This is a genomic window from Parabacteroides caeci (genome assembly GCF_023656795.1).
GTDB lineage: Bacteria > Bacteroidota > Bacteroidia > Bacteroidales > Tannerellaceae > Parabacteroides > Parabacteroides segnis.
Genome location: NZ_JAMOKT010000036.1, coordinates 62825 through 76587, shown reverse-complemented (window position 1 = coordinate 76587; position 13763 = coordinate 62825). Strand labels below are relative to the sequence as shown.

Annotated in this window: 13 protein-coding genes; 7 read left to right on the top strand and 6 right to left on the bottom strand. The window is 49.0% G+C overall.

Annotation, left to right across the window (positions count from 1 at the left end; all coding sequences use genetic code 11):
* The first annotated feature begins 203 nt into the window (after positions 1–203).
* The 7 genes from NBH15_RS17645 (at position 204) to NBH15_RS17615 (ending at position 6728) form a co-directional block, all read left to right on the top strand.
* Positions 204–431, top strand: coding sequence for a HypC/HybG/HupF family hydrogenase formation chaperone (locus tag NBH15_RS17645; protein WP_287626237.1), 228 nt, complete (start codon positions 204–206; stop codon positions 429–431).
* Positions 428–1510, top strand: coding sequence for a hydrogenase formation protein HypD (gene hypD / locus NBH15_RS17640; RefSeq protein ID WP_250823187.1), 1083 nt, complete (start codon positions 428–430; stop codon positions 1508–1510). Before NBH15_RS17645 ends, hypD begins: the two co-directional genes overlap by 4 nt.
* Positions 1507–2553 carry a hydrogenase expression/formation protein HypE gene (hypE, locus tag NBH15_RS17635; protein ID WP_250823186.1) on the top strand — a complete coding sequence of 349 codons (1047 nt, stop codon included), beginning with the start codon at positions 1507–1509 and terminating at the stop codon, positions 2551–2553. The genes hypD and hypE overlap by 4 nt, the downstream gene beginning before the upstream one ends.
* A gap of 141 nt (positions 2554–2694) precedes the next feature.
* Positions 2695–3792: a hydrogenase small subunit gene (locus NBH15_RS17630; RefSeq protein ID WP_046146805.1), complete on the top strand. Its 1098-nt coding sequence runs from the start codon at positions 2695–2697 to the stop codon at positions 3790–3792.
* A 16-nt stretch (positions 3793–3808) separates the two neighbouring features.
* Positions 3809–5530 (top strand): nickel-dependent hydrogenase large subunit, encoded by a 1722-nt coding sequence (locus tag NBH15_RS17625; protein WP_250823185.1) that lies wholly within the window; start codon positions 3809–3811, stop codon positions 5528–5530.
* An 11-nt stretch (positions 5531–5541) separates the two neighbouring features.
* Entirely contained in the window at positions 5542–6282 is a 741-nt protein-coding gene (gene cybH / locus NBH15_RS17620; protein ID WP_010803650.1) for a Ni/Fe-hydrogenase, b-type cytochrome subunit, read from the top strand.
* Positions 6282–6728, top strand: a complete 447-nt coding sequence (locus tag NBH15_RS17615) for a HyaD/HybD family hydrogenase maturation endopeptidase (RefSeq protein ID WP_128134370.1) — start codon at positions 6282–6284, stop codon at positions 6726–6728. The genes cybH and NBH15_RS17615 overlap by 1 nt, the downstream gene beginning before the upstream one ends.
* A 5-nt stretch (positions 6729–6733) precedes the next feature.
* Here NBH15_RS17615 and NBH15_RS17610 read toward each other — a convergent pair whose 3' ends face one another.
* The 6 genes from NBH15_RS17610 to NBH15_RS17585 all read right to left on the bottom strand — a co-directional run bounded on the left by NBH15_RS17610 (position 6734) and on the right by NBH15_RS17585 (position 13727).
* Positions 6734–7051, bottom strand: a complete 318-nt coding sequence (locus tag NBH15_RS17610) for a type II toxin-antitoxin system RelE/ParE family toxin (RefSeq protein ID WP_046146802.1) — start codon at positions 7049–7051, stop codon at positions 6734–6736.
* Positions 7045–7368, bottom strand: coding sequence for a hypothetical protein (locus tag NBH15_RS17605; RefSeq protein WP_233567263.1), 324 nt, complete (start codon positions 7366–7368; stop codon positions 7045–7047). Before NBH15_RS17605 ends, NBH15_RS17610 begins: the two co-directional genes overlap by 7 nt.
* 72 nt (positions 7369–7440) lie before the next feature.
* On the bottom strand, positions 7441–7596 hold the full coding sequence (locus NBH15_RS17600) for a hypothetical protein (RefSeq protein ID WP_158579662.1): 156 nt from the start codon (positions 7594–7596) through the stop codon (positions 7441–7443).
* A 19-nt stretch (positions 7597–7615) separates the two neighbouring features.
* The gene (locus tag NBH15_RS17595; protein WP_250823184.1) at positions 7616–9565 is read right to left on the bottom strand and encodes a tetratricopeptide repeat protein; all 1950 of its coding nucleotides are present in this window, start codon (positions 9563–9565) and stop codon (positions 7616–7618) included.
* Positions 9566–9740: 175 nt separating this feature from the next.
* Positions 9741–11252: a glycerol kinase GlpK gene (gene glpK, locus NBH15_RS17590; RefSeq protein ID WP_250823183.1), complete on the bottom strand. Its 1512-nt coding sequence runs from the start codon at positions 11250–11252 to the stop codon at positions 9741–9743.
* 129 nt (positions 11253–11381) lie between these two features.
* Positions 11382–13727 (bottom strand): transglycosylase domain-containing protein, encoded by a 2346-nt coding sequence (locus NBH15_RS17585; protein WP_250823182.1) that lies wholly within the window; start codon positions 13725–13727, stop codon positions 11382–11384.
* Positions 13728–13763: the final 36 nt, after the last annotated feature.

The window sequence follows — 13763 nt, the reverse complement described above, 5'->3', positions numbered from 1 at the left end:
TTATTACTCTAATATATTGATTTTCAAGGAGAATATAAAATAAAACAATGAGATAATTAACTGAATTATAAATTTTTAAAACCTGAATCAGAAGCTGTTTTCAACTCCTGATTCGCATTAATAGATAATATGTATCATTTAACACACCTTTTCCCAAACATATTGCCTACTTTTGGAGTTGTTAATAAAAAACAAATCAGCTTATGTGTCTGGCAATACCTGGTAAAATTATAAGCATAGACCGTTCCGAGCCTGAGCTGGCCATGGCCAGAGTCGACTTTAGCGGCATCACCAAGAACATTTGCATCCAATGGGTCGATGTGACGGAAGGCGATTATATCCTTGCTCATGCCGGAATGGCAATCTCCATAGTGAATGCACGAGAGGCAGAAGAAACACTGGAAGATTTAAAGAAACTCCAACGCTTATGAAGTACGTCGATGAATATAGAAATAACGAACAGGTACAGGCACTCCTGCGGGCTATCCGAAAGGTAACGACCCGGCCGTGGCACATCATGGAGATATGCGGCGGGCAAACACATGCCATTGCCCGTTACCGCCTGGAAGAGATGCTACCACAGGAAATCCGGCTACTTCACGGGCCGGGATGCCCGGTTTGTGTGACTCCGGTTAGTCTGATTGACCAGGCACTTGAACTGGCGAGACAATCCGATATTATTCTGGCTTCGTTTGGTGACATGATGCGTGTGCCGGGCACAAAAGAAGATTTATTGCAGGCAAAAGCACACGGCGCAGATGTTCGGATACTTTATTCCCCGCTCGATGCGGTCGAACTGGCGAAAACAAATCCGGAGAAAGAAGTTGTCTTTTTCGCCATTGGCTTTGAAACAACCGCCCCTGTTCATATGATGGCGTTAAAAGAGGCACAACGGCAAAAGTTAAGCAATTTCTCGTTACTCACGTCACTGTTCACAGTTCCTCCGGCCATAGACGCGATTCTTTCGGACCCGGGAAGTAAGGTAGACGGATTTCTGACCGCCGGACACGTCTGTGCCATCACAGGAAACTCAGCTTACCACAAGCTAGCCGAACAATATAAAACGCCGATGGTCGTCACAGGCTTCGAGCCGGTCGACCTGCTATACGGCATTTATCGTTGCCTGCTCCAGTTGGAAGGCGGAAGCCACATTGTAGAGAATGCCTACCGGCGTGCCGTTCCCGAAACGGGTAACGCGGCCGCCCGCGCGTTGATGGACGAAACGCTCGAAGCATGCGACCAGGAATGGCGAGGCATCGGCATCATTCCCCACAGCGGTTTACGATTAAAGAAAACATATGCAGCCTACTCCTCCCGGGAGAAATTCCCATTCCATCCGAATGGAACAGAAATCCCATCCGAATGTATTGCCGGAGACATCATGCGGGGCGTAAAGCACCCCGCCGACTGCCCTTTCTTCGGAAAGGGTTGCTCGCCGGAACGCCCGAAAGGTGCACCGATGGTTTCGTCGGAAGGAGTTTGTGCAGCTTATTATAAATATAATGTATGAAGAACGAAGATTTTAACTGCCCGATACCGTTGAACGATACCGACTGTGTGCTGATGGCGCATGGCGGCGGCGGGAGGATGACGCATCAACTGATAAGCAACATCTTCTACCCCGCCTTCCGCAACCCGTTGCTGGAACAGGACCACGACGGCTGCGTATTTCCCGTTCAGGAAGGGCGCATGGCATGCTCGACCGACTCTTTCGTGGTCGACCCGATTTTCTTTCCCGGAGGGGATATCGGCGACCTGGCAGTGAACGGGACGGTGAACGACCTTGCCTGCTGCGGTGCCCGTCCGCTTTACCTCACTGCCGGGTTCATACTCGAAGAGGGCCTGCCGCTTGCCGACCTGCAACGCATCGTGCAGTCCATGAGGAAGGCGGCCGACAAAGCCGGCGTGCAGATTGTCGCCGGTGATACCAAGGTGGTGGAACGCGGCAAATGCGACAAACTCTTTATCAATACCAGCGGCATCGGAGTCGTCGCCGAAGGCATCCGCATCGCCCCCGACCGCGTACAACCCGGAGACGCAGTGATTTGCAGCGGTCCTATCGGAGCGCATGGCATCACCATCCTTTCCGCCCGCGAAAGCCTCGGATTCGAAACAAATCTGAAAAGTGATACCGTTTCGTTAAACAATATGCTCTCCCGATTGTTAAAAAATATAGAGGAAGTCCATGTGCTCCGCGACCCGACACGTGGCGGGGTGAGCGGAACACTGAACGAAATTGCGAAAGCGGCCAACGTTGAAATCATACTGGATGAAGCGGCCCTCCCCATCCCCGATGCCGTAAGAGGCGCTTCGGAGATATTGGGACTCGACCCGCTGTATGTCGCCAACGAAGGGTTGGTGCTGGTCATCCTCCCCGAAGCACTGGCGGAAGAAGCACTGGCCGTCATGCACAGTTTCCCGGAGGGAGAAAAGGCTACCGTCATCGGACGGGTGGAAAAGAAAGGCAACGCAGTGGTGAAGATGAGGACACTTTACGGCAACTACCGTATAGTCGATATGCTGAGCGGTGAACAACTGCCGCGTATCTGCTGAAATTTCCGACAATCGGAAGAGCGTTATTCCGACTATCGAAAAAGCACTGTTCCTACCATCGGAAGAGTGTTGTTCCGACTATCGGAAGAGTACTCTTCCAGTCATCGGAAGAAAACAAAGAAACCAATAAATTACGAAAATATGGATAACAAAAGACCAACCGTCTACGAGGAATGCCGGCAGAAAGGCATCTCCCGAAGGGATTTCCTGAAGTTCTGTACCACCATGGCCGCCTTTATGGGATTGGAAGCCTCCGGTGTCGCCCAGGTTGTCAACGCGCTCGAAACCAAGCCGCGCCTGCCGGTCATCTGGCTTCACCTGCAAGAATGCACCTGCTGTACGGAATCGTTCATCCGTGCCGCTCACCCCATCGTGGCGACCCTGCTTCTCGACAAAATCTCACTCGATTATACGGAAACCCTGATGGCTGCCGCCGGCGAACAGGCCGAAGCTGCCAAGGAAGAGACCATGAAGAAATATAAAGGTGAATACCTGCTTATGATTGAAGGTTCGATTCCGACGAAAGACGAAGGTTATTGCTGTGTCGGCGGCAAAAGCGCCCTGCAAATCACCCGCGAGGCTGCCGAAGGTGCCAAAGCCATCATCGCCTGGGGAAACTGCGCATGCGCCGGTTGCGTGCAGGCGGCCAACCCGAACCCGACCGGGGCAAAAGCTATTCATAAAGTTATCAAAGGGAAACCTATCATCAATGTACAAGGCTGTCCGCCAATCGCCGACGTCATGGCAGGTGTAATCATCTATATGTTGACATTCGAGCGTATGCCGCAACTCGACGGGCTGGGACGTCCGCAGATGTTCTATTCACGCCGCGTGCACGACACCTGCTACCGCCGTGCCAACTTCGATGCCGGCCTCTTCGTGGAGAGCTTCGACGACGAGAACGCCAAGCATGGGTATTGCCTCTACAAAGTGGGATGCAAAGGGCCGAGTACCTACAACTCCTGCGGTATCATCAAATGGAACGAAGGGACGAGCTACCCCATCCAGAGCGGTCACCCCTGCCTCGGTTGCAGCGAAGAAAACTTCTGGGACAACAGCCCGTTCTATAAACGGATGCCCGACGTACACGGATTCGGCATCGAAGCGACAGCCGACCAGATTGGCCTTGCCTTGGGAGCCGCGACAGCAGCCGGCATCGCCGTCCATGCCGTAGCCACCAACATCCGGAAGAAGAAACTTATCGACAACGAAGAACCGGAAAGCAAATCTACCATCTAACTAAATTAGCAACACCATGTCTGAAAGAATCGTTATAGACCCTATTACCCGTATCGAAGGTCATCTCCGGGTAGAGGCCGCCATCGAAAATGGCAAAATCAAAGATGCATACAGTTCCGGTACGATGGTACGCGGAATCGAAAATATAGTACGCGACCGCGACCCGCGCGATGCCTGGGTGTTCGTAGGCCGTGTTTGCGGCGTGTGTACCTCCATCCACTCGCTTTGTTCGGTCCGCGCCGTTGAGAATGCGCTTGGCATCAGTGTTCCGCCCAATGCCGAAATGGTGCGCAACATCATGGAAGCGGTGCTCTACATGCACGACCATACGGTGCATTTCTACCAGTTGCATGCCCTCGACTGGGTCGACATTATCTCCGGTCTCAAGGCAGACCCGAAAGCGGCTGCCCTCCTCGCCCAGCAGCTGTCGCCGTGGCCCAAAAACACGGAAGGCTATTTCACCGAAATGCAAAACAAGCTCAAGAAGTTCGTAGCCAGCGGTCAACTGGGCATCTTCGCCAACGGGTATTGGGGGCACCCGGCCTACAAACTGACACCGGAGCAAAACCTGATTGCCACCATCCATTACCTCGAAGCATTGGAATGGCAAAAAGAGATTGTCAAAGTACATGCCGTCTTCGGCGGAAAGAACCCGCATCCCAACTTCCTGGTCGGCGGTATGCCGTGCAGCATCGACCTGAACGAGGCGAACGCCATCAATGCCGAACGTCTCGCACTGGTGAAACAGAAGTTGCAGGAAGGCAAGGATTTCATCGACCAGGTGTATATCCCCGATCTCCTGATGATTGCCGGTGTATATAAAGACGAATGGAGCAAGATAGGCGGTGGCGTAAGCAATTACCTTTCTTACGGCGATTTCCCCCTGCATGGATACGCCGGTGTAGAAGATTACATGAGTCCGCGCGGCATCGTCCTCGACCGCGACCTAAGCAAGGTTCATCCGGTAGACGCCAACTCGCCTGAAGAAATCAAAGAATATATCTATCACTCCTGGTACAAATACACCGAAGGCGATAAAGCCGGCCTCCATCCGTACGAAGGAGAAACGAACCTCGAATATACCGGCCCGAAACCGCCCTACAAGTATCTGAACGTAGACGATAAATATAGCTGGATTAAAACGCCCCGTTGGAAAGGACATGCTATGGAAGTCGGCCCGCTGGCCCGCCTCGTCGTAGCCTATGCCGCCGGAAAGGAACCGCAGAAAACAGCTGTCGACAATGTGCTGAAGGCACTCGACCTCCCCGCCTCGGCCCTCTTCTCCACCCTGGGCCGCACCGCTGCCCGCGGCATCGAAACCCAGTTGGTCGCTCAATGGTCGCTCGAATTTTTCGACCAGTTGATGAAGAACCTGGAAAATGGCGACTCGCGCATGGCCAACCCGGTCATGTGGGAAAACGAGAACTGGCCGAAACAAGCGCAAGGGGTCGGCCTCTGCGAAGCTCCGCGCGGCGCCCTGGCTCATTTCGCCGTCATCGAGAACAACCGGATGAAGAATTATCAGATGGTAGTCCCGACCACCTGGAACGCTTCGCCGAGAGACGAGAACGGCAACCTGTCACCCTACGAATCAGCCCTGATCGGCACACCGATACACGATGCCAATCAACCGCTTGAAATCCTCCGGACCATCCATTCCTTCGACCCGTGCCTGGCCTGTGCCGTACACCTATATGACGAGGAAAGGAAGTATGTGCACCAAATGGATACGTTTTAAAAAGTATTGCTATGAAAAGTCGTAAGAAACGTCTGAGAGAAGTATACGTATGGGAGTTACCCGTACGTATTTATCACTGGGTGAATGCATTGTGTATCGTCATACTTTGCATTACCGGGTTTATCATTGCCGACCCTCCGGCCATGCTGAATGCTTCGGAAGCCTATTTCAGCTATTGGTTCGGCGTGGTCCGTTTCATCCACTTTGTAACGGCTTTCGTGTTTTTCTTCAACTTCGTGTTCCGCCTGTACTGGGGATTCGTGGGAAACCGCTTTGCCCGCTGGAACAACTTCATCCCGTTGAAGAAATCGCAATGGCAGGAAGTATTGGAGGTAATCAAAGTCGATATACTGATGATAAAGAACAAGCCGGTCGACAGTATCGGGCATAATGCGTTGGCGAGTTTAATCTATTTCGGCACGTTCTGGGCCTTCCTGTTGCAAAGCATTACGGGTTTCGGGCTGTATGCCAAAATGAGCCAGTCTGCCTTCCCCCAGCTGTTTGCCTGGACCGTCCCGTTGATGGGCGGCGACCTGATGGCACGGCAGATACATCATTTCCTGATGTGGTTCTTCATTCTGTTCGCCATCGTCCATGTATATCTGGTATTCTATCACGACTACATCGAACAGCGCGGTGAAACCTCCTCCATCATCGGTGGCTGGAAGTTCATCGAAGAAGAGATAGCCGACAAGGAAGAAATAACAGAGACAGCCGAAACAATCACGAAAGCGGCAAAGAAAAGCAAATGATGGAAAAGAAAACTCTTATATTAGGTGTCGGCAACTTGTTGCTGAAAGATGAAGGGGTCGGTATACACGTCATCCGCGCCCTGGAAAAAGAAACGCTTCCCGCCCACGTCACCCTAATGGATGGCGGAACGGGAGGCTTGCATCTTATCAGCTGGCTCACTGGTTACGACCATATCATCATGGTAGACGCCACCCTCGACAGCAATCCTCCAGGCACCGTCCGCCTCATCTATCCGAAATACGCCAGCGATTATCCTCCGTTGATGAGTGCACACGAAATAGGTCTCCGCGACATGATTGAAACAATGATTCTGACCGGCGACCTGCCGGAAGTCCACCTGATTGTCGTCTCCGCCGCCAACCTGAACGAGGTCAATATGGAACTGACCCCGGAAGTAGAGGCTTCTATTCCGGAGGTGATAAAGGTTATATGGGGATTGATTTGATTAATCTATTTTCCTACAAATTGCTTGAAGCTAGACGGATTTCGTCTGCAATCCCAAATAGCAACGATTCTTATTGCATCATTCTTACTATAATAGATAAGCTTAAAATGTTTTTCTATAACTAAAGAACGGTAACATATCTGCATATCTTCCCCCAAAGGTTCTATTTTTCCAGCCTCGGGGAAGATCAGTAATGTTTCTGCTTCATCTAAAATCTTATTGAATAAGCGCACTGCTGCCTGACCACTTTTCTTTTTATAATATACAAATATCTGATTCAGATTTCGTCGGGCTTTGGCTGACCAGTCTAAATGTGTTACCATATACGCATTTCTTTACGTAACTCATCAGTTGAATACACCCGCCCGTTGGCAAAATCATCTTCTGCTTCTGCCAACTCCTGTCTTAATTCATTGGAGGAAGATGGGTAATAAGGATATTCTCCAACCTCCTCCTTTCCCAGCGACCGCAAATAATCAACCGCCTGTGAAAGGCGCTCCGGATCGAAGATATTCATCAATTCATTGATTGCTGCCAGCTTCAGGCTGGCGGTATCCTGTGGCAGACCATAAGAAACAGCAGGTTCGGAGACAGGCTGAGACTGTGGAGTTTCATCTGTGCTATAAGGCTTTGTCGTCATATCGATTATCTTTTTATTGGTGATGGGCAAATATAAGGATTTATAGAGAAACCCTGTTACTCAAGCGCAGAATTAACAGAAAGAATCTGCTAATCCTGCGCCCGAACCGATTACCCCCGATGCCACCTCGTCATCCAGGGCATAAAAAGCATCCACCGACGGGTCATCGGCCAGGATACGAACTGCGGCATTTTTACTGGCAGCCGCATTGTCACCCTGTACCAACATGGATTGATTTACAGACTTTTCAGAATCGACTCACATAATCCTCCAACGATACGTCTTTGTCCAGCTCCAACTTTTTCCGCAAACGGAAACGGGAAGTATTCACACTTGCCCGGTTATTTCCGAGAGCAAAAGCTATTTCTTCCGACGAAAGATTCAGACGAATCAGCATAGCCAGCAACTCATCATTACGGGTCACAGCCGAACAAGCCTTCCGCAACCCCGACAGGAACGACGGATAAAGAAGGCAGAACTGGCGACGGAACTCCTGCTCCTCTTCCGCAGTCAGCAAACGGGGAGAAAGACTGTTAATCACCTCCTGCATCGTATGTTGAGCATCTGCCGTTTCAATCTGCATACGAAGTTCTTCGTTCTTACGGTTCAGGTTCTGCCGCTCGGTCAGCATCTGCCGGAGCTGACCTTCCTTTTCCTCAATCAGCCGAAGAGATTTTTTATGACGCATACTCAGCCAAAGCAGAAAAACAACACCCAATAAAAAGAATAAGATGCCAATCAGGATATAATATTGCAGGGTACGTTTCTGCAACTGCAACTCGGAACGCAACAACCGGTTATCCTGTTCCTTTTCCCTTGTTTCATATTTAACCCGGAATTGCGAAATTAATCCGGCATTCCGACGTTCGGTAAACTGTTGGTTAGCCTGATGAGCCATCAGCAGATAGCGGGACGATTCGGCTGGGCGCATTGTTTCTGCATACAGTTTTCCCAGCGCATAATAAACCAGACGCTGCTGATTCACCAATTGGTTCTTCTCTATATAGTCGCAACAGGCCTGATACGCTTCTATGGATAAGGCCGTCTCCCCTACCTCTGCCAACACATCCCCTAACAGGCGGTATGTCAGGACCGACAGGTTGTTCAACGGCTTATCCTTCAACTCTCCGATCAACCGGCGAGCCGAAGCGATTGTCCTTCCGTCCTGCCCTTTCGTCTTACTGACAGCCAGGATACAAGTGTAATTATCATAAAACTCATGATAGAACGAATTTTGAGAATGGTCCGGCATACGAACCTGCATACTGTCCAGCAAAACGGCAGCCTTTTCATATTCCTTGCATTGAAGGGCATAATAAACAGATAAATTATCCACCCGGAGAAAGGCTTCGGGAACACCGCTCCGGTCGGCAGCTTCACGGGCTTTATCAAGATGGAGCATCACTTCCTCTTCCAAACCCCATTCATCGTAAAGCTGGACAACATTTGTCTCGGCAGTACACAATGCGTATGGGTTCTTTTCCCCTTCACCGGAAGCCAACAGAGCTTCATAAGCAGCAAGGGCCTGTTCAAACTCTCCGACCTGCTGATACTGATAAATCAAGTTACCCAGTACAAATACAATCTTCGACTGGTCTTCCAGTGTTTTTATAATCTCAAGGCTCCGTTCGCCACAGGCAATCGCCTTGCGTATTTCGCCAGCCTGGTTATAAATGACGGATGCAATGCCATTATCCACGTAAAGTTGATCATTCTCCCTGCCTTCCTCTTGTCGCGACAAGGCACGGTCTATCAGAGCAACGGCTTCTTCCAGGCGCGTAGCTTCATAGAGGGAATAAGCTATACTGATTTCCACACTACGGGGATAATTCCGTACAAACCAAAGTTTGTTTTCTTTATATATATGACTGAAATAGTCTGCCCCGTCTTTCCGTTGCCCGCCAAAGATATAACAATAGACCAATTGCAGGAATCCTTCGTCCATCAAGGTGGCGACAGATTTTATGTCATCATCCGTTGGTTCCAGGGATATTAATTGCTGATAAACCGATATGGCAGCAGGATAATCCTCCCCTTTTTGCAGTTCACGGGCTTTGTCAAACAACTCTTGCGCATGGCTGTGAGGTCCGGATAATGAATCCGGTTCCAATGTAACCTGATTATTTCGAGATTTATGGTTTCCGCATCCAGACAATATCAAACAAAATACTAAAAGTAAAGTGGTTATTCTACTCATTTCAATAGGCTTAAATTGATTCTGGTTATTCTTCTTTTCCAGAATACTGGTACGAATATACCACTTTTTAGATTAGATAAAAAACGTTTAAATGCTCTATTTCAGAATATAATAAAGCATAGCTGCCAGCGCAGAGCCTGCAAGCGGTGCAATTCCGGGTATCCAGGCATACTCTTTATATTTCGCTATCCATCGCCCAGTTCATTGTCCGTCCGACCGCCTTATGCCAATCGGAAAGCAAAGCCAAAGCTGTTTCCGGTTTCATCTTGGCTGTGAAGATGGTATCCAGCGACCACTGCTCTTTCAGTTCATCCATATCTTTCCAGTAATTCACTGCCAACCCAGCCAGATAAGCAGCTCCTAAAGCTGTTGTCTCAATTATACTGGGACGGACTACCGGACAGCGGCTGATATCCGCCTGAAACTGCATCAGGAAATTATTTGCAATCGCACCGCCATCCACCCGAATCTCCTTCGGCTTGGCGTGAATATCATTCTCCATCGCGATCAGTACATCATATACCTGGTAACAAATACCTTCCAACGCAGCACGTGTCAGATGCGCAGCTGTCGTACCACGGGTAATGCCAATAATTGCTCCCCGTGCATACTGGTCCCAATAAGGAGCTCCCAAACCGGTCAGTGCAGGTACAAAATAGACACCGCCATTGTCCGGGACCGACTTCGCCATCTGTTCCGTGACCGGAGCATTCGGTATCAATCCAATACCGTCACGAAGCCACTGGATAGCTGCACCACCGACAAACACACTGCCTTCCAGTGCATAAGTTACTTTATCACCCAGCTTCCAGGCAATAGTCGTCAGCAAGTTGTTTTGTGAAAGCACCGGTTTGTCCCCGGTATTTACGATCATAAAACAGCCCGTACCATAGGTCGTCTTCATCATACCTTCTTCCAGACACAGCTGCCCGAACAGAGCCGCCTGCTGGTCGCCCGCCATTCCCGAAATAGGAATACCGGCTTTAAATATCGGGGTAGAAGTCTTACAATAAACCTCGCTGCTGCTCTTCACCTCCGGCAACATGGAGGCTGGGATTGTAAACAGATCAAGCAACTCCTGATCCCATTGCATAGTATTTATATTGAATAACATGGTCCGGGAGGCATTTGTAATATCCGTAATAAACTGTGTTCCCCGTGTCAGCTTCCAGATCAGCCAGGAATCGACTGTTCCAAAGCAAAGTTCACCCCGTTCCGCCCGTTCACGAATACCTTTTACATGATCCAATATCCATTTCACTTTAGTTGCCGAGAAGTAGGCATCGATGACCAGTCCTGTTTTTTGCTGGATAACATCGGAATAGCCTTCCGCTTTCAACTCCTCGCAATAATCAGCTGTGCGGCGGTCCTGCCACACAATCGCATTGTAGACAGGAAAGCCCGTCTCACGGTCCCACACAATCGTTGTCTCACGTTGATTGGCAATGCCGATACAGGCAATATGGTCATCCGTCACATCGGCTTTCGCCATCGCTTCCTTGATTGCAAGCGACTGCGTGTACCATATCTCGTTCGGGTCATGCTCTACCCAACCCGGCTTAGGAAAATACTGCTGGAATGTTTTCTGAGAGAGTGTGATGACCTGTCCCTGACGATTAAACAGGATGGCCCGGGAAGTAGTTGTTCCCTGATCAATAGCCAATACATATTTATGTCTGAAATTCATGTTATATCACTTTATAATCTGTAAACCACTTTCCTTTGGAATAAGTTCAGATCTTCTTAAAAAATGAACTCCCGCAAATCTAATAAATTATTCAGATTTGCGGGAGTCTCATATAATCAATCTTGTTTACTATTCAAACATTTTATCAATGCCTCCGGGATCTGCCGGGATCTGCTTGCGTTCTTCCTCCGTGATGGTTTTACAAGGATTTGCATATTGCTCCGGAATATCGAAATCTTCCTCTTCCGAATAGCCGAGCGTCTTATCAGCATATACTTTCTGCATGAATAAACCATAGATCGGCAACGCCATACTTGCCCCCTGACCTTCAGACAAACGGTCGAAATGGATGGAACGTTCTTCACCTCCAACCCAGCAACCCGACACCAGACTAGGTGTAAAGGCCATGAACCAACCGTCGGAGTTATTTTGCGTCGTACCGGTCTTACCGCCCATCGGAGCCTTGATGCCATAACGGAAACGGACACGGCTGCCTGTTCCGCCATCGATCACATTCTTCAACATATGAAGCATCTTATAAGAAGCATCTTCCGTCAGCACTTCACTCATCTGTGAATTAAAGGAGGCAATCGTATTTCCATACGGATCCTCGATATGGGTCACATAGATCGGTTCAGCACGGATACCTTTATTGGCAAAAACAGTATAACCGCTTACCATCTCGCCTACCGAAACGTCAGGAGTACCGAGACATATCGAAATTACAGGATCCATCTGATTCTTCAAACCAAAAGAATGAAGCAGACGCACGAAAGTATACGGAGACATCTGGCTCATCAGCCATGCCGTCACCCAGTTATCCGAATTTTGCAATCCCCATTGGATAGAAACACGTTCACCAACCCGCTTGGCGCTGGCATTACGCGGAGTCCAGGGGATACCGTTCTCGTCAAAATATGTATTTTGTACATGCATCATTTCGTCGCATGGACTAAACCCTTCAATCATCGCCAGAGAATAGAGGAACGGCTTGATAGTAGAACCGATCTGACGGCGTCCGCCATTCACCATATCATACTGGAAGTCATTATAGTCGATACCACCCACATAAGCCTTCACATAACCATTACGCGGATCCATTGACATAAAGCCGGTACGCAGGAAACTTTTATGGTAACGGATAGAATCCATCGGCGACATGATCGTATCGACCGGCCCGTTCCAGGAGAATACACGCATATCGACAGGTGTATTGAACACTTTGCGTATCTCCTCCTCTTTATCTCCAGCCTTTTTCATAGCCCGGTAGCGGTCGGTCTGATGCATGGCACGCATCATAATCGTATCCACTTCACCCGGACGAAGATCAATTGAGAAAGGAGCCTGTTTCTTCTTTCTGTTAGCCTGGAAGAAAGAAGGTTGCAAATCTTTACTGAAATGCTCACGGACAGCCTCTTCCGCATACTGCTGCATACGGGAGTCGATCGTCGTATATATTTTCAGACCATCAGTATAAAGATTATAATACTCGCCATCAGCTTTCTTGTTCTTGTTGCACCAGCCATAAAGAGGATTGGTTTCCCAAGCCAGGGAATCTTCATAGAACTGCTGTTTCTGCCAACCTCTGTACGCGCTGCGATCCGGTTTAGGACGGGTCATCAGGATACGCAGATATTCACGGAAGTAAGGAGCCGGACCGTCTTTGTGATCCATACGGGTGAAATGAAGAACCAGCGGCAAGGCCTTCAACGAATCGCATTCGGCACGGGTAATGTAACCAGCTTTCTGCATTTGTTCCAGTACCGTATTACGGCGTCCGCGTGTACGTTCATTCTGACGCTTCGGATTAAAATAAGAAGGGTTCTTACACATACCGACCAAAGTCGCGGCCTCCTCTATCTTCAGATTCTTCGGAGTAGTCCCGAAATAAACCCGGGCAGCCGACTGGATTCCTACCGCATTATACAGGAAGTCAAACTTATTCAGATACATATTAATAATCTCTTCCTTTGTATAATAACGTTCCAACTGAACAGCAATCACCCATTCGATCGGCTTTTGGAAAAGACGTTCCATCAAATTATCTGCATTCGGTGAGAAAAGCTGTTTTGCCAGCTGTTGTGTGATAGTACTACCGCCACCGCCACTTTTCTGCATCAGGATACCGCGTTTTACAACAGCACGGAAAAGTCCCTGAGCATCAATACCGCTATGTTCGGTGAAACGAACATCTTCAGTCGCAATCAAAGCCTTCACCAAATCAGGCGAAAGGTCTCGATAGTTCACATAAATACGGTTATCTTTACTATGCGCATAACTACCCAGCGTCTTTCCATCTGCCGAAATAACCTGGGATGCATATTTATCGATCGGATTTTCTAGCTGTTCTACGGGGGGCACATACCCGATTGAACCATTTACAATAGCTGTAAATATCAGGAACACAGTTCCCACTGCTGCAACGAACAGTACCCAAAATGAAATTATAATGCCTTTTGTAATCTTAGATGCCATCTTTATTATTCACTTAGAAGACGCAAAGATAGGAAA